Here is a 16,640-nt window from a genome sequence, read left to right as displayed (position 1 = left end):
TCCTTCTATTGTTCAAAATTTGGCTATATAACTATATGCCGGCTATGCAAACACTTCTTTCCGAGACATATGATGCACGGCGCGTACCAAAAAAATTACAAGTATTGTGGAACCAATGATAACGGGGATTATATTTGAATACGCCATTCCTATTATTCCAAAATAAGGAATAAAAAATATACTCATAACAATCTGCAAGAATAATATTACATATGTTAAACTAGTTACGAGTAATACATTATCCATTGCAATAAATATTGATCCCAAAGTTTGAAAGAATGAAAGTAAAAACATAGAGAAAAAAAGAATCGTCATTACGTTTGATAATGCTGAATACCCTTCAGGATATATAAATTTTAATATATCATTTGAAAATAATGCGACCCCGATACAAGAAAAGCACCCCAATATACCAAGAGAAAAAATACATTTTTTTATTGTACTTATTGATTCATCAAATCTCGACTCTTTAATATACTTAGAAACAACTGGTATTACAGTCATTGAATACGCAAAATAAATATAATAAGGCACTTTTGATATTGTAGACGATCCAGCATAAAAACCAACCAGCTGGCTTTCTTTAAAAAAATGTTTTACTATTACCATATCAATGTTCATATACAACGCGATTCCTATTGACATAAAAACTACAGGAACCGCAAAATTTATAATTGGACGCGAAGGATATGTCCTTGTCCGTGATTTTCTATTTATTTTTCTGTATAAAAATATAGAATTTATTATTCCAGCAGTTACAAATCCCATAAACACACCACAAATTTTAAAGCCTAAAACGATAAATCCAATCGAAAAAAGTATTCTGTTTAGTGGATATAGTGCTACAAAAAAAGATTGTTCCTTGAATCTTTGACACCCATTTAAATAGGACATAAAAGAATTGTTGTAACTAAATATAGGTATAAGCAATGATGAAGTAAGAATAATTGGTATAAATGATTTATCTTTTGTTACAAATATCCAAAACGGAATAAATAATATATATATAATAAGTATCAATATTCCAAATATCATATAAGCATATTTTCCTGCAAGAAATACATCGTATGAAATATCTCTATTATCTGCTATGAATTTTGATATAGATTGCGGGAAACCAAACTGTATAAAAACAAGCCCAATAGCACTTATGCTTAATGCAACAGCTAAATTTCCATACAAAATTGGATCATCAAAATAGTATGCAGTAAACACATGTAGAGCATATCCACTGATTACAAAAACCAACCTCGCTCCCATAAAATATAGTGAAGATTTTCTAATATCCACTTTTTACATTCTCATTTAAATAAAATTCCATTTTTTTACCATATCAATATGCAACAAATCACTTATCTTCTCTGCCTCAATATGGAATTTATCTTTCAGTTCACGGTACAGATTTTGATCAATTTTTGTACGTTTTGATTCTTTCCAAAGTATATTTTGACCAATATTCTTGACTGTTCTATGGACTTTATACGGTAGTATTTTTTTCATTGCTTCCAATAAATATACATTTTGTGCTATATAATTCAAATAATTGTTTCTTGGTTCCTTGCTTACATTCTTTTGTGTGAAATTTATATTGAAAGATGTATCAACTTCAAGGAAATGTAAAATATCTTTGTACACATTGGCATTGTCTTTTTTAAAATCCTCAAAAACAATAACCTTGATTTGATCTCGATGAAATTGTTGTAAAAACCTTTCTACTTGTGTCGAGTAATTTGTTTTTGAAATATAATAGAGCATGGATGGAAAATACGCTCTTGATGGAATTTTCTTCCAATCGTTTTTGCGTTCTTCTTCAACAAATAGCGCATTGCGAAAATTTTTTATATTTTCATATGTTTCAACAATCCAATGTGAATGTAAAGAATGTATAAAATCGATAGGATTACGTAAAAAAACAATTATTTTCGCATCACGATCAAAATCATAGATTTTCTTCGCGGCACTTTTCGACCATATATAAAACGTTGATGATTCTCCTATAGCTTTATATCTTTTTTCTTGATCGAATAATGACAGATATCTACCGACCTCTCTATATTTAAAATATAATTTCCTTCCATGGAACTGATCGCTTTCCTGGTGCAAATCAGTACAAAAATGATACGGCTCCTTAATTCTCGACATTGTGATCTGCGGATGCCGATCAAGAAACCCGTGCAAAGCTGTCGTTCCAGATTTGGGTTCCCCGACCACAAAAAAATTAGGTCTATTCATAGTCTCTTCTACTTTTTATGATCCGTGCCGGTACACCGACTGCAATACTGTACGGTGGAATATCTTTTGTGACTACAGCCCCGGCCCCCACGACACTTCCTTCCCCGACCCTCACTCCCGGCATCACATTCACGTTTGCCGCCAGCCAAACATTGTCTTCAATGACGATCATTTTTTTCGTTGATCCCTGCTTGCGGATTGGAGTGTTCATATCACGATAGTTGTGCGTTCCACTTATAAGCACGACATGGGGGCCAACCATGCAGTCATTGCCAATGACAACATTGCCGATGCCGTTGATATAGCTCCCCCGACTAATATGAACATGTTTTTTTATGCGTATATCTCCTCCCTGTGCTGCCAATGTCGACCGGTGTGCAACAAACGAGTTCTCTTCTATATCTATAGAACCTTCTTTTGTCCCTGCACCAATCCAACAGCTTTCGCCTATAAATACATTCTTTTCTATAGTAATTTTTTTTGGGATTTCGAAACGCACCCCTTTTTCTATGAGACATCCTGAGTATATTTTTTTAAAAATTATTTTATAGACAATTGGTCTTATATATGTTCCTAGTATTGTAGGAAAATTTTTGAAAACACAAAAAATAATTCCTTGCGTAATGAACTTTCCAACTTTTTTATGTCCACACACATGTTCAATATAGAGCGATATTTTTTCAAACAATCCTTTTTTGGGAATTCCTTCCCCTGTATCGTTTCCATATACCTTTGTCGCTTCCATTGGCCCATCCTTTTTAGCATGTCGCAATAATATCTGCGAATTTATCCCATGAAAATTGATCCTTTACCTTTTTTGCCTCCACTTTCATACGCCCGAGAGTATCCGGCTCCAAGGATTCCAAGATAGCCTCTGCGAGGCCCTGAGGGTCCCTTGGCTCCACCAACCTGCCGTTGACCCTGTCGTTTATGACCTCAGCAATACTTCCTACCTTTGTGGCAATAACAGGAACACCAAACCCATATGCCAACTGGCTCACTCCGCTTCCCGAGGCACTCAGGTAGGGTTGAATGACAAGATCTGCAGAAAAAAAATACTCCGCTAACCTCTCATTTGGAACGTATTCATCTACCAAACTAATGCTTTCATTGATTTTCAAACTTTCAATTTTATCCAAATAGTACTGTTTATCATTCCAAAACTCTCCAACGATGTTCAAATGTATTTTTTTCTTTTTTTGTACAAGCGGAAGAGCGTCTAAAAGAACATCTAAGCCCTTATACTTCCGTACAAAACCAAAAAACAAAAGCTGATTTTTTTTCTTTTTATCGCAAAGTTTTAAATTTTTACTGCATAGTTTTTTATATGTTGGATGGAAAGCGGTGATAATTTTTTTATTTTTATTTATCAAACGTGAAAGTTTTTTAGTTTCATCCGTCGATTGTGTTATCAAAACATCAGCCAAATTCATAACCAGTTTATTGATGTTTTCTTTTGTTTTGTTACTTTCATGATCTGACACATTATGACACAATATAATTATTTTTGTTTTTATTTTTTTTCTTATGTTTCGTATTATATACAATAGTTGAGGTGCCCAAAATATCACCCACCATGGAAAAACAATTATTTGTGGCCCAAAACGAACGATGGACTTGGTGGCCTGACGCCATGAAAAAGGATTCATTGAATCAATAAGATACTCGACAGGATCTGACTTGAGTGCATCCGCACTCGGATCACGGTCCGTCGAACCAGGGAAAATTAGTTTTGGATATTGTCTAGTATAAGAAATAAATTGTACATCATGCTCCAATCTCATAGTATTACATAAAATAGTCGTATGCTGCGCTATTCCACCACGAAAAGGATATGTTGGCCCAACAATAGATATTTTCATCTTTTCTTTTTTACACATAAATGGTCAAATTCTATCTTACGAACCCTCAACAATGTTTCTTCTATCAATCTTCTATTGAATGATATCACGTCTCCAATCAATCCCAAAACAAGTATTTGGAAACCTACTATAAAAAGAATTGAAGCCAGAATAAGTGATTGGATATGTCCGCTTCCGGTTCCAGATATATAAAAATATAGAAATCGTATTGACGGTAGCATTCCTGCAATAATGAAAATCATTCCTATAAGAAAAAAAACCCGCAGAGGCTGGTACATGGTATACATTCTTACCATGGTATTGATCTGCATGGATATAAATTTGGGAATACTCTTCACGAGCCTTGATTCGCGCGTTTTTCCATTGGTACCGATGGGAACACTGCTCACTGCCAGTCCTTTCTTTCCGGCCTGAATGATGGATTCGACCGTATAGGAATACCCTGTAACGATGTTCATGCGCATGGCCGCCTTTCGGCTGATGGCCCGGAACCCACTCACCGCGTCCCGAATATCCGTTCCCGATAGGAACCGAACAACCTTGCTCCCTATCCGCTGCAATCCTTTTTTACTCCGACTGAAATGTGCTATCGAATCCGTTTGTCTGTCTCCGACTACCAGTTCGGCTTTCCCTTTGAGTATCGGCTCGATGAGTTTTGGAATATCCTGCCCTTTATACTGATTGTCGCCATCCGTATTGACGATGATATCCGCGCCCAACCTCAAACATGCATCCAGGGCCGTGACGTATGTATAGGCCAATCCCTTGTTGCACACATTGCTCACAATATGATTGACCCCGAGCTCCTTGGCCACCGCCACGGTCTTGTCGGTACTCCCATCGTCGACGATGAGTATTTCAACACTGTCCACGCCTTCTATGGATCTAGGAATATCCTTGAGCGTCATGGGGAGGGTATCTTCCTCGTTAAAACAGGGAATCTGGATAATTACTTTCATAGATTGCAACGGGGTTCTTCGTTGGTGGTTTCCTGATTGGATAAAACTAACAATAACCATGCCACGCATACCATGTTTTTGCCCCCGGCCATCATTGCTGTAACCAAATGAAATAAATTGTATAAAACTCTTTTACCTTTTCTTGCGCCATCTTCTTTTTTAGGACTCTCCACACGAAAGATAATTTTTTTCTCGACATCCCATAACGAGCAATCTAGTGATGCTCCTGCTTTACAGTGAGGTGCGCCCATCTTGGGACCATCTATCAAATGTCAGGATCTTCCGGACCAGTCAGACCCAAGCCCAACCCATTGTTTTCTCTCGCCGCCCGGGGCTCGACAAAGCAGACGATTTTTGATCGCCCCTACGAATCTAGCCGGAATGATTGCGTATGCGACTGTTTTTACAGGGAATTGCTGATCAAATGTTCTTTCTTTCGTAGAGATCACCCCCAAATTTTTTTCCGGACCGATCGAAACCGTGATTACTCCACCAACAGGCAAAAATACGTTATGAAAATTTTACAGATCAACACTGAAAAGACCTGGAGGGGAGGAGAAAAACAGACCCTGCTCACAGCCAAACGATTGGGTGCACTGGGCGCACGGGTCGAACTCCTTTGTCGCAAGGGCTATCCCCTTGCCCAAAAGGCAAAGGCCATGGGGATAACCTGCCGTGAAGTCCAGGGATCTCTACATGCCTTGGCCGTCCTGGCCCTACACGGTACGTCATATGACATTCTCCATGCCCAAACGGCCAAAGGGCAGGGGTTGGCCGTGCTGACCAAGTTCCTCCACCGCAGCAAAATCGTATACACACGTCGGGTCGATTTCGTTCCCAGAGGGGTGCCGGCACGCTTCAAGTTCAACCACACGGACAAGGTTGTGGCCATTTCCGGGGCAGTTGCAGATGTTCTGGAAAATTTTGGAGCCAAGACCGATCTCGTCATTCCCAGCGCTATCGATCTAGACAGTCCTTCCCCCTCTTTTTCCACCAGCCTCCGCAATGAAATCCTCGGACACAAACGAGACGGCAAAAAAATCATTCTGACCATCGCTGCGTTGGTCCCCCACAAGGATCCATTCACCATGGTCAATGCCATCAAGAGGCTGCACCAAATGGCCCCGGACTCCATTTTTTATCATTGCGGCTCCGGAGATCTCGAAGACGAAATCCGCCATATGGTCCATGAAAGTGGAAGCCGGGATTTTTACCGTTTGCTCGGCTTCGTCGACCACGCCGAAGGGATTTTACCCCTGGCCGATGTCTTTGTCATGAGTTCACAGGAGGAGGGCCTCGGGAGTACGGTGCTCGAGGCCTTCAGACACAAAATTCCAGTCGCCACCACCGATGCCGGGGGGTTGGAGGAGATAGTCCCCGGCCACGGTCTTGTTTCCCCGGTCCACGATCACCACGCCCTGGCCGAGAATATCCACCGGCTCCTCACCGATCCCGAGGAGACAAAGATCTTGACCGAAAAGGCCTGTGCTTATGTCCATTCAAACCACTCCGATGCAGCCATGGCGTCGCGGTATCTCTCTCTCTTTGATTCCATGACGAGAAACAAAAAAAACGGTCCGCATTCCCACTAGGAAAATGCGGACCGCATGTATCTTCCCCCATTGGGGTGGAAGATCGTAGCCATCGTCGAAAAAGAATGGTTGTCAGTTCAAAGGTGTCCCGTTTTTTTCGAGATCCTCCCGGAGCAAGGTACGCAATAAGATACTCACTGGTCCAGGGCGGACATCATGGATGGGTTTGTTATTATACCTGACAACACTCAACGCATCTATGGACGTCCCCAGAAGGATCACCTCCCGGGCCATACGGATATCGTCCTCGCTTATGGGCCGTCTGGTATAGTCGTGGTCCCTGCTGATCAGTTCCAACGCCCGCAACATGGTCGTACCGACCAGGGCGTGGTCCATCTCCGGAACGGTCAAACGGCCGGTATGGTCCACCAGCACAATGTTCTCGGCCGCGCCCTCGGCCAGAAAATGGTCGGGACCAAAACACAGGGGAAAGGCGCATCCACTGAGCACCGCCTCTCGCTTCATCAAGACGTTGTTGAGATAATTGACACTCTTTATACGTGCCAACTCTTTGGGACGTGCCGGCAATGAAGACCTGCAGGCGGTCACCCCTTTTTCCCACAATTGTTCCGGCAGGGCAGGGAATTTTCGGGCCACTACATACAGCGTGGGGTGTTCACACTCCCTGGAATCCAGGGAAAAACCGCCCAATCCACGTCCAATAAAAATGGAAACCATCCCGTTTTTCACCCCAGAGGCCCTGGCCACATCCACGACAATATTCTTGATATCCTTCCAAGGGGCTGGAGGGCCGATAAAGATGGTCTCCGCAGAATTGCGTAAACGGTCCAGATGGGCGTCGAGCTGATAGAGTTTTCCGTCCACAAACTTGAGGGTCTCAAAGACACCATCCCCGCGGTGCACTAGATGGTCGTCCAACGGGATAAGCATCAGCCGAGGATTGGTGACAACGGCCCGGATACGGTGGTCATAAAAGGCCAAAAAATTCTTTTCTCCCGGCCGTTCCAGGGCCATTATCCGCTGCATATACTGGTATTCGTCTATCTGATTCACGTCATGTTCTCCAGCCGGCTTTTTTCCTGCAAAAACTGTTGCCAGCGATTCATATTTTCCGGATCAATTCTTTCTCCGCAAGGAGTTCGCCTATCTCGACCGCAGTGATGGCCGAACCCCGTCGAAGATTATCGCTAACGGTCCACAGGTTGAGGCCCCGGGCCGAGGATGGGTCATTGCGGATCCGTCCCACCAAGACATCGTCGTGCCCCGAGACCACCAGTGGCATCGGGTACATTCCTTCTTCCGGATTGTCGAAAACAGTCACCCCCCTGGCCTGACTCAAGACGGCCCGGGCGTCCTTGGGAACTATCTCTTCACGGGTTTCGATATGCACTGATTGGCTATGCCCAAAGAGAACAGGAACCCAGCAGGCGGTCATTGTCACGGACAATGCGTCATCGCCCAGGATTCTTTTGGCCGCGGCCATCACGGTTTGTTCCTCGTCCGTATACTCGTCTTCGCCAAAGGGCCCTACCTGGGGAAGACAATTGAAAGCCATCTGGTACGGGAAGACCGAACTTTCCGCCTCCTGACAATTCAGGAGTTGCCGAATCTGCGTTTCCAATTCCTCGATACCCGACTGGCCCGCCCCGGATACAGCCTGGTACGTCGAAACGACAGCACGCTCGATCCCGTAGGTTTCATGGAGTGGGGCCAGTGCCACCAGGAGCTGCACGGTCGAGGGGCTTGGGCTGGCAACAATCCCGCGGCATGTCTCCAATGCGTCCCCATTGACCCCGGGAACGACCAAGGGGACCGAGGGGTCATTGCTCCATTCACCGGTGACATCGACAACAACGGCACCGGCCCCTCTGGCCGCAGGGGCCCATTGTCTGGCAAATGTTCTGTCCCCGGCAAAAAAAACAAGATCCAGGGTGCTCAGGTCGGCATGGCTCAAGGGTTCGACATTCACCTCCCGGTCGTCAAAGGTGACGACATCCGTTGTTTCCTGGGCATCGGCAAAGGGAATGATCCGGTCAGCGGGAAATTCCCGCTCTTCCAGGGTGGCGAGTATCTCGCGGCCAACAATCCCCCCGGCCCCGATAACGCCTACCACCAGTTCAGCATTTTGCATCGTTTCTCCCCGTGTATTCAACAATCAAAAATATTTTATTTGTCCTCGGCAACCGTCCACCGGTGCAGGCCCGGTCATCACGCCCCATGCAACCCAACATTCCGGTGTACGATTTCCAGGCAGGTTTCCGCCTTGTTCAATGTGTACAAATGCACGCCCGGGGCACCACGGTCGAGCAAGTCTCTCACCTGTGCCGATGCATACCCAAGTCCAAGGCCACGAACGGCCGGATCGCCATACCGCTTTTGGACCATTTCAAGATCCTGCAGATAGTCCCGGGGGACCGAGGCACCACAAAAACCGACCATACGTTTCAATCCGGTAAGACTGGCAACCGGAAGGACTCCGGGAATGATGGGTTGGGTGATGCCGATAGAACGCGCCTTGTCCACAAAATCAAAATAAATGGTGTTGTCGAAAAAAAGCTGCGTGACCACGAAATCGGCGCCCGCATCGATTTTGTCCTTGAGGAAATGGATGTCCTTGTCCGGATCCGGGGTCTCGGGATGGGTCTCGGGGTACCCGGCAACGCCGATACACAGATGCGGATATTCTTTACGGATGAACCTGACGAGATCGACCGCATACGTAAAACGGCTATCCGAAGCCCTGAATTTCTTTTCGCCGCGGGGCGGATCCCCGCGCAAGGCCAAAACATTTTCAATACCACCATGGGTCAATCCGTCCAAAAAACTCCGCAAACGGGATTCCGAGGCCCCGACACAGGTAAAATGCGCCAGGGGTTCGAGACCGTATTCCTGTTTGAGCCGGGTGGCGATCTCCAGGGTGTTGGTCTGGCTCGTCCCCCCCGCCCCATAGGTTACCGAGGCGAACAAGGGGTGGGTGGCCTTGAGTTCTCTGACCACATCGAAAAAACCCGGCCAGGCCCCCCTCTCCTTGGGCGGAAAAAACTCCAAAGAGACAAAGGGCCGGTCGTGTTCCAGAAGTTCACCGATTTTCAAAAGCTATCTCCTTTCAATCTGTTAACGAATAAGAGGCGGGGAAGAAACACCCCCGTTCCCTTTGGTGTCCGTCTACAACATATGGACGGGGCCAGGGACCGGGCTGTGGAACCCCTTAGATAGTCTCCCCGATCTTGAAGATGGGGAGATACATACTCACAACAAGTCCGCCAACGACCACACCCAAAAACACGATCATCAAGGGCTCGATGAGGGCGGTCAACGACTCGACAGCGACATCGACTTCGTCATCGTAGAAGTCCGCGATTTTTTCCAGCATCGCATCCAGGGCACCCGTTGACTCGCCGATGGAAATCATGTGGATGACCATGGGCGGAAAGACCCCTGTCGCGTCGAGGGGATCGGCCAGCGTCTGGCCCTCGGCGATACTTCTGGCCGCTTCGAGCACACCGAGTTCCACGGTCTTGTTTCCCGATGTCTTGGCGACGATATCCAGGGCGGCGAGAATTGGTACCCCACTGGCGATCATGGTACTCATGGTTCTGCTGAATCTGGCGACGGCGACCTTGCGCAGCAAGGGACCAAACACGGGCAGAAACAGAACCCACCTGTCCACTAGAATTTTTCCCCGCTCCCACTTGTAAAAAAATTTGAAGGCCACAAACAAGGCGATGACGCACGCGACCAGCATGAGAAAATTCCCCTGCACAAACCGACTCAGATTGATGACGATCTGGGTCGGCACGGGGAGCGCCCCGCCAAAATCCTTGAACATGGTTTCAAAGGTTGGGATAACGAAAATCAAAATGATGGCCACGACCGCGACAGCGACCGTGACGACCACTCCGGGATAGATCATAGCCCCTTTGACCTTGGCTTTGAGCTTGGCCGCCTTTTCGATATACTCGGAAAGCCTCGTGAGGACGATATCGAGAATACCACCGATCTCACCGGCATTGACCATGTTCACGTACAGGGTATCAAAAATATCCGGGAACCGTCGCATGGCATCGAACAGGGAACTGCCCCCCTCGATGGCGTTGCGTATCGTGTACAAGGCCCTGCGGAGCTTCCCGTTTTCCGTCTGCTCACACATTACCTGCAACGACTGGAGAATGGGAACGCCCGAGTTGATCATGGTCGCGAACTGTCGGGAAAAAACGACCATGTCTCTGGATTTTACTCCCTCTTCCAGGAAAGTGCCCTCCAGGAGATCCTTGGGACGGGGTTTTACACGTATTTGGGTGAAACCCTTGCGTTGGAGTGCCGTCTTGGCCACCTCCAAGGAAGAGACGTCCAGATCGCCCTTGACCTTCCTCCCACTCCTGTTTTTGGCCTTGTACATAAAAATGGGCATAGTTCGCTCCTGTTCCCATGATCAGGCGGATCAAATGGTTTTCTTCCGGTACACCATGGCCTGACCACGGGCCTGTAAAAACCTGTGGGACGGGACCGCATTTTCCCCAACCAACCCTGACGGGCTCACCGTTCCTACACGGTCACCCGCATGACCTCCTGGACCGATGTGACCCCGGTCTGTAATTTTTGCAATGCACTCTCGCGGAGGGTCATCATCCCCTGCTCCATGGCAAGCTCCCGTATTTCGAGAACACTTTTGCCCTCCAGAACCAATTCCTGCATCTCCGCGGTCATTTCAAGGACCTCATAAACACCGAGCCTGCCCTTGTATCCGGACTCGTTGCACTCCGTACATCCTGCCGGTTCATAGATGGTCGCCCCGTCGATCTCTTCCGGGGACATGCCCAACTGGGCGAGCTTTTCCCGATCCGGGTCGACCTTGCGACGACAGAAGGGACAGAGTTTGCGCACAAGCCTCTGGGCAACGATCACGTTGACCGACGAGGCCACGAGGAATCCATCCACCCCCATATTGAGCAGTCGCGTCAAGGTGCTGGGGGCGTCGTTGGTGTGCAGAGTGGAGAGCACGAGATGCCCGGTCAGGGCCGCCTTGATAGCTATTTCCGCTGTTTCGAGGTCACGGATCTCACCCACGAGGATGATGTCCGGATCCTGGCGCAGGAACGAGCGTAGGGCTGCGGCAAAAGAGAGCCCGACGTCCTCTTTCACCAGCACCTGGTTGACCCCGGGAAGGCTGAATTCTACCGGATCCTCGGCCGTGGAGATGTTGACCCCGTCATCGTTGAGTTCCGAGATGACCGAATAGAGAGTGGTCGTCTTTCCCGAACCGGTCGGTCCGGTCACCAGAACCATTCCGTAGGGCATATGCACAGCCTTGGACAGGGTGGTCAGCGACCCCTCCTCAAACCCCAACTGGGAAAGATCGACCTTGAGGGCCGATTTATCGAGCAGACGCATGACCACCTTCTCCCCGAACAGGGTCGGGAGCATGGACACACGGAATTCCATCTCCTTGCCCCCCGGTGTACGGACCTTGATACGGCCGTCCTGGGGGATCCGCTTCTCAGCGATATTGAGATGGGCCATGATCTTGAGTCTTGAGATAATCGCATTCTTGAGCCGGATGGGGGGACGCATGACCTCGTGCAGAATCCCATCGATACGCAAACGGACCCGAAAATTCTTCTCATACGGTTCAATGTGGATATCCGAAGCCTTTTTCTTGATGGCATCCATAATGATCAAATTGACCATCTTGACCACAGGGGCCTGGGTCGCGGCCTCGAGGGTCGAGGTGTCATCCGTCTCCTCGCCGTCACCCGACTCGAACTCCATGCCCTCGCCTTCCATGTCTGACAGGGCATCCTGAATATCCCCGAAATCTTCGGGCTCGTCATCCTCCTTGAGCCGTCCGATACACTTGGAAATGGCCGCGGGAGAGGCGACATGGACAATCGGATCGAGTCCGGTCATGAACCGGATATCATCGACAGCCAGTATGTCGTCGGGTTCGGACATGGCCAGGTAGAGTTTCTTGCCCTTGATATGGAAGGGCGCTGCACTGTACTTTTCGAGCAAATCCCTTGGGACCAGACCAATGACGGTCTCCGGAACGACCATATGTACGGGGGCCACAGCGGGAATGCCCAGCCTCTGGGCCAAAAATTCGACATACTGGGCATCGTTGATGACGCCACTCTTGTAGGCGGCCTGAAGAAAATTGAGACGCCGTTTCTTGCGCAGCCCCTCGACGGTGTTGACCTGTTCCTGGGAAAGTTGGGCCCATTCGGTAAGGGCCTGGATGATATTTGATTGCATGGTTGTCGGTCTACCAGATATGAAGTGGAGGTATTGTACGACTCTCAGCGCATCGATCGATACATGGGCCTGGTGATCGGACGACAGGGCCGGGAAGGGTCACGTTCCCGGCAGCAACTCCTTGTACGACCTGTACATCGCCAACCAACCGGTGTCCATGGTCCGGTTCACCGGCCAAGAAGCCTTGAAAGGGTGTGGAGGACATCGACATCCGCCTCGAGAAATTTTTTGGACATGGCCTCTTCAGGGGTCAACCAGGCGATTGTCTGGCCCTCCCGGGGCCGCGGATCCCCACGGAATCGAGTGACGATAAAAAAATAAAGCCATACGTGCAGATTGTTGGCGTAGACCTTCCGTTTTTCCTGCCAGAGCCTGTACCGCTCAGGGACGATGCCCAGTTCTTCGTCGAGTTCCCGGACAAGGGCGTGGTCAAGTATCTCGTCCCGCTCCACCTTGCCCCCGGGGAATTCCCAGTACCCCGGGAAGGTCCCCCCCTGGGGACGCTTGGCAGCCAGAAACACGTCTTCTTGCACGACGACTCCCGCCACGACAGGAACATAGCCCATGACAACCTCTTTATCGTACGTTTGGCAGACAGGCTGTTAAATACCCGCGATGGCGGCGTACACCCCAGGAACGATCAAGTCCGGTCCACCCTTTTTTTGTTTGCAAAAAAACATCAGGATGGCTCTGCCTGCCCCTCTATTTCCTGCATCTCCTTTTCAAGATAGGCCAATTCGCTCATCAACCCATCTCCTTCCTCCCGGGCCCTGGCAAAATCCTTGTTCAAGGTCTTGACCCGTTCTCCGTCGGCATAGGTAGCTGGGTCGGCGAGACAGGCCTCGAGTTTTTCCTGTTCCTCGAGATTTGTCTCCAACCTCTCTTCGAGTTTGTCATATTTTTTCTTGAGGGGCTGGAGCAGCTTGTACACCCGGTTGCGCTGCTCTGCCTGCACCCGTTTTTGCCGCTTTTGTTCCTTGCGGTTGGCCTTGACGATTTCTTGGGATGGATCGGCCTGATCATCTCCCGTTCCAACCTGCATGGCCATCCGGTAGGACGAAAAACCATCCGGATACACGGTCAGTCCCTGCTGTCCAAGCTCCCAAACCTCATGGGCCACGTGTTCAAGCAGGTATCGGTCATGGGCAACCAGCAGAAGCGTTCCCGGAAAGTCGCGCAGGGCCCGGACCAGGGCCTCCCTGCTTTCCAGGTCGAGATGGTTCGTGGGTTCGTCGAGGACAAAAAAATTGGCTTTGCTCAAAAAAAGAGAGGCCAGAACAAGGCGGTTCTTTTCCCCTCCCGAAAGATCTTCGACGCTCTTTTCCCAAAACCCCTCACCAAGCATGAACCGTCCCAGAACGGACTTGAGCTCTTCATCTGTTGTTGTCGGATCGGCAAGACGTCGAATCTCCGACAGGACAATATTGTCCTCGTGGAGCATATCGGCCTGGTGCTGGCTGAAATACCCCACTCGGGTGAGATTGCCGAGGGCAACGCTCCCTTTGCCCGGGGAGAGTTCGCCAATGACGAGTTTGACCAGGGTGGATTTCCCCTGGCCGTTGGGTCCGGTAAGGGCGATCTTTTGCCCCCGATAGAGGTGGAAGGTCAAACCTTGAAAAATCGGGGGATGGCCTGGATAGGCAAAGCTCAAATCGATCCCGCTCAAAACGGTCTTGTTCCCCCGGGTCGGCGTGGGCCACGTAAAGGAGAGGGATTTCCCTCCAGTTTCCTCCGGCTGCATCTCGGCAAGTTGTTTTTTGAGCTTATCCACCTGTTTGATACGGCTCTGTGCCTGGACGGCCTTGGTCGCCTTGTAGCGGAATCGGGCAATGAATTCCTCTTTTTTGGCGATTTCCGCCCCCAACATCTCGGCCTGGTGTCTGACCCTCTGGAGGTGTTCCTGATGCCAGACAAGGAAGGAGGCGAAATTGCCCGGACGCACAACGGGCTTCTCCATCCCCAAAAAAAGTATCCGATTGGCGACATTATCAAGGAAAAAACGGTCATGGGCGACAAAGACCAGGACCCCCTCGTAATGGAGCAGATACTCTTCCAGCCAAGTCACGGCCTCCAGGTCCAGATGGTTGGTCGGTTCGTCAAGGAGGAGCACATCCGCACCGGCAACAAGAACCCGGGCCAGCTTTGCCCGTTCCCTCCACCCACCGCTCAAGGTCGACAAGGGACGGTCGAATTGTTCCCGCGAAAATCCCAGCCCCTGCAAAATAGCCCGGGCCTGGTGTTCGGGATTGTAGCCGCAGCGGAGCTCGAGTTCATGCTGTTCGTCTCCCAGGGCCCGGATCGCCTTGTCGTCCCCGGCCTTGACCGCCGCCTGCCACCTTTTCCAAAACGCCCCCCAGGAGGGAAGGACATCGAGGACAAACCCTTCGAGCGACATGGCGAGCTCGTTGGGACTCAACTCCTGGGCCACATATCCGAGACGAGCCCCGGAAGGGATGGAAACCTTCCCCCCATCGGGACGGATTTCTCCCGCAATGATTTTTATCAGCGTGGACTTGCCGCACCCATTGGATCCGACAATAGCCATCCGGTCTCCCGCCCTGATTTCCATATTGAGATTCTCGAACAGGTCGGTCCCGGAATATGCCTTTGAAATTGACTCAAGAATGATACGTAGCATTGGTTACCAATATTGCGGATAAAAAGATTTTACTTCCGGCTTGCAAAGGTATCCACAGATGTTTCCTGTAGCACCCCATTCCACAGGGATCGGCCCTCCCCGTTTTGGGATTATTCCGACAGGTGGGCCAAAACAAGGGCATCTTCTCCATCGGGTGGATAATACCCCTTACGGACACCCACGCGAACGAACCCGTTTAGGGTATACAGCCGACGAGCAGCGGTGTTGGACTTTCTGACCTCAAGGACAATCCGTTCCAATCCTCGCTTTTCCTTGTACTCGATAATTTTTGCCAAAAGTCGCTGCCCCAGCCCCTGTCGTCTATGATCCTCGCGCACAGCGAGGTTGACGATCTCCAGTTCATCGACCAAGACAAAAAAAGTGATGTACGCGACAATCGCATTGAGCGATACGATCCCCAGTGCCCGGAAGTGATCGTGGGCCATACACGCGGCAAACTCCTTGGCAGTCCAAGGCCTCGGAAAACAAAGGGTTTCCAGTTTGACGAGCTCGGGGATATCCCGAACATCCAAGAGACGAACGTCAACCATCCCCATCCATCCTTCGCAACGGCACACGGTTTTCCATGAATACGTTTACCACCACTCCAACCGACAAAAAGGCCACCGCCATTGTCGAAGTCGTCGACAAGAACAACCGACCGCTCGGAGGAATGCACCTCGACGATGTCCGGCGTCAGGGCCTTTTTACACGCATGGCCCTTCTTCTTATGTACGACAAGGAGAACAAGTTGTGTTTGCAGAAACGGAAGGATGACGGGGAGGATTATCCCGGCCGACTTGATTTCGCCATCGCAACTTACGTACGGCCGGGAGAAAGTGCAGCAGACGGTCTGCTAAAAAAAATGCCGGGAAACATCCGCGCAAACGCCTTTCGGTTACGCTTCAAGCATACGACCCCTCCGGGGCCGGCAACAGGCCGGGTGTTCATTGACCTCTTCAGGATGCAACAGACCGATCCGTCTTTTGCAAACACCGCCTCAGGGGAAATCCTCAAAGTGGACCGTGACGAGGTGGCCGGACTCGTTTCCCATTGTCCGGAGCTCCTCACCCCATACGTTATCTACTTCTGGAGCCGGGGAGACCTCTTCTCCCCGGTATAGTTCCCCAAGCCGTTCTGCTCC

15 protein-coding genes are annotated in these 16,640 nt (G+C 49.2%); 2 read left to right on the top strand and 13 right to left on the bottom strand.

Translation table 11 applies throughout. The features are described 5' to 3' along the window. Nucleotides 1-42 precede the first annotated feature (42 nt). The 5 genes from ACY692_RS01620 to ACY692_RS01600 are packed head-to-tail and all read right to left on the bottom strand — an operon-like array spanning nucleotide 43 to nucleotide 5,122. Nucleotides 43-1,290: an oligosaccharide flippase family protein gene (locus tag ACY692_RS01620; protein WP_462323582.1), complete on the bottom strand. Its 1,248-nt coding sequence runs from the start codon at nucleotides 1,288-1,290 to the stop codon at nucleotides 43-45. A gap of 15 nt (nucleotides 1,291-1,305) precedes the next feature. Further along, nucleotides 1,306-2,232 carry a sulfotransferase family protein gene (locus ACY692_RS01615; protein WP_462323581.1) on the bottom strand — a complete coding sequence of 309 codons (927 nt, stop codon included), beginning with the start codon at nucleotides 2,230-2,232 and terminating at the stop codon, nucleotides 1,306-1,308. Further along, nucleotides 2,225-2,977, bottom strand: coding sequence for an acyltransferase (locus tag ACY692_RS01610; protein WP_462323580.1), 753 nt, complete (start codon nucleotides 2,975-2,977; stop codon nucleotides 2,225-2,227). The genes ACY692_RS01615 and ACY692_RS01610 overlap by 8 nt, the downstream gene beginning before the upstream one ends. A gap of 13 nt (nucleotides 2,978-2,990) precedes the next feature. Continuing rightward, the gene (locus ACY692_RS01605; RefSeq protein ID WP_462323579.1) at nucleotides 2,991-4,094 is read right to left on the bottom strand and encodes a glycosyltransferase; all 1,104 of its coding nucleotides are present in this window, start codon (nucleotides 4,092-4,094) and stop codon (nucleotides 2,991-2,993) included. Beyond that, entirely contained in the window at nucleotides 4,091-5,122 is a 1,032-nt protein-coding gene (locus ACY692_RS01600) for a glycosyltransferase family 2 protein (RefSeq protein WP_462323578.1), read from the bottom strand. Before ACY692_RS01600 ends, ACY692_RS01605 begins: the two co-directional genes overlap by 4 nt. A gap of 443 nt (nucleotides 5,123-5,565) precedes the next feature. Here ACY692_RS01600 and ACY692_RS01595 point away from each other — a divergent pair, with 443 nt between their 5' ends. Continuing rightward, nucleotides 5,566-6,645: a glycosyltransferase family 4 protein gene (locus ACY692_RS01595; protein WP_462323577.1), complete on the top strand. Its 1,080-nt coding sequence runs from the start codon at nucleotides 5,566-5,568 to the stop codon at nucleotides 6,643-6,645. Between the two features lie 72 nt (nucleotides 6,646-6,717). Here the strand turns inward: ACY692_RS01595 and ACY692_RS01590 are convergent, their stop codons facing one another. From ACY692_RS01590 to rimI, 8 genes are all read right to left on the bottom strand, one after another. Next, nucleotides 6,718-7,659: an aminotransferase class IV gene (locus tag ACY692_RS01590; RefSeq protein WP_462323576.1), complete on the bottom strand. Its 942-nt coding sequence runs from the start codon at nucleotides 7,657-7,659 to the stop codon at nucleotides 6,718-6,720. Between the two features lie 49 nt (nucleotides 7,660-7,708). Further along, the gene (locus ACY692_RS01585; RefSeq protein WP_462323575.1) at nucleotides 7,709-8,737 is read right to left on the bottom strand and encodes an aspartate-semialdehyde dehydrogenase; all 1,029 of its coding nucleotides are present in this window, start codon (nucleotides 8,735-8,737) and stop codon (nucleotides 7,709-7,711) included. A gap of 77 nt (nucleotides 8,738-8,814) precedes the next feature. Further along, entirely contained in the window at nucleotides 8,815-9,699 is an 885-nt protein-coding gene (metF, locus tag ACY692_RS01580; RefSeq protein WP_462323574.1) for a methylenetetrahydrofolate reductase [NAD(P)H], read from the bottom strand. Nucleotides 9,700-9,814: 115 nt separating this feature from the next. Beyond that, nucleotides 9,815-11,017, bottom strand: coding sequence for a type II secretion system F family protein (locus tag ACY692_RS01575; protein WP_462323573.1), 1,203 nt, complete (start codon nucleotides 11,015-11,017; stop codon nucleotides 9,815-9,817). Nucleotides 11,018-11,151: 134 nt separating this feature from the next. Then, nucleotides 11,152-12,858: a type IV-A pilus assembly ATPase PilB gene (gene pilB, locus ACY692_RS01570; protein WP_462323572.1), complete on the bottom strand. Its 1,707-nt coding sequence runs from the start codon at nucleotides 12,856-12,858 to the stop codon at nucleotides 11,152-11,154. 167 nt (nucleotides 12,859-13,025) lie between these two features. After that, entirely contained in the window at nucleotides 13,026-13,424 is a 399-nt protein-coding gene (locus tag ACY692_RS01565; protein WP_462323571.1) for a (deoxy)nucleoside triphosphate pyrophosphohydrolase, read from the bottom strand. A gap of 113 nt (nucleotides 13,425-13,537) precedes the next feature. Next, on the bottom strand, nucleotides 13,538-15,496 hold the full coding sequence (gene abc-f, locus ACY692_RS01560) for a ribosomal protection-like ABC-F family protein (protein WP_462323570.1): 1,959 nt from the start codon (nucleotides 15,494-15,496) through the stop codon (nucleotides 13,538-13,540). Nucleotides 15,497-15,606: 110 nt separating this feature from the next. Beyond that, the gene (rimI, locus tag ACY692_RS01555; protein ID WP_462323569.1) at nucleotides 15,607-16,047 is read right to left on the bottom strand and encodes a ribosomal protein S18-alanine N-acetyltransferase; all 441 of its coding nucleotides are present in this window, start codon (nucleotides 16,045-16,047) and stop codon (nucleotides 15,607-15,609) included. Nucleotides 16,048-16,082: 35 nt separating this feature from the next. On the opposite strand from rimI, the gene ACY692_RS01550 reads away from it, so the two are divergent. Beyond that, nucleotides 16,083-16,619, top strand: coding sequence for an NUDIX hydrolase (locus ACY692_RS01550; protein ID WP_462323568.1), 537 nt, complete (start codon nucleotides 16,083-16,085; stop codon nucleotides 16,617-16,619). The last annotated feature ends 21 nt before the right edge of the window (nucleotides 16,620-16,640 follow it).

This window comes from Desulfoplanes sp., assembly GCF_054921335.1.
Note: the sequence above shows the minus strand (reverse complement) of the source record. Positions and strands in the feature narration are given on the sequence as shown.

Bases quoted from the DNA above. Each gene is read 5' to 3' on its own strand.
- ACY692_RS01595 (WP_462323577.1), top strand. From the start codon at position 5,566: ATGAAAATTTTACAGATCAACACTGAAAAGACCTGGAGGGGAGGAGAA.
- rimI (WP_462323569.1), bottom strand. From the start codon at position 16,047: ATGGTTGACGTTCGTCTCTTGGATGTTCGGGATATCCCCGAGCTCGTC.
- ACY692_RS01565 (WP_462323571.1), bottom strand. From the start codon at position 13,424: ATGGGCTATGTTCCTGTCGTGGCGGGAGTCGTCGTGCAAGAAGACGTG.
- ACY692_RS01575 (WP_462323573.1), bottom strand. From the start codon at position 11,017: ATGCCCATTTTTATGTACAAGGCCAAAAACAGGAGTGGGAGGAAGGTC.
- ACY692_RS01600 (WP_462323578.1), bottom strand. From the start codon at position 5,122: ATGCGTGGCATGGTTATTGTTAGTTTTATCCAATCAGGAAACCACCAA.
- ACY692_RS01550 (WP_462323568.1), top strand. From the start codon at position 16,083: ATGAATACGTTTACCACCACTCCAACCGACAAAAAGGCCACCGCCATT.
- pilB (WP_462323572.1), bottom strand. From the start codon at position 12,858: ATGCAATCAAATATCATCCAGGCCCTTACCGAATGGGCCCAACTTTCC.
- ACY692_RS01585 (WP_462323575.1), bottom strand. From the start codon at position 8,737: ATGCAAAATGCTGAACTGGTGGTAGGCGTTATCGGGGCCGGGGGGATT.
- ACY692_RS01605 (WP_462323579.1), bottom strand. From the start codon at position 4,094: ATGAAAATATCTATTGTTGGGCCAACATATCCTTTTCGTGGTGGAATA.
- ACY692_RS01610 (WP_462323580.1), bottom strand. From the start codon at position 2,977: ATGGAAGCGACAAAGGTATATGGAAACGATACAGGGGAAGGAATTCCC.
- ACY692_RS01615 (WP_462323581.1), bottom strand. From the start codon at position 2,232: ATGAATAGACCTAATTTTTTTGTGGTCGGGGAACCCAAATCTGGAACG.
- abc-f (WP_462323570.1), bottom strand. From the start codon at position 15,496: ATGCTACGTATCATTCTTGAGTCAATTTCAAAGGCATATTCCGGGACC.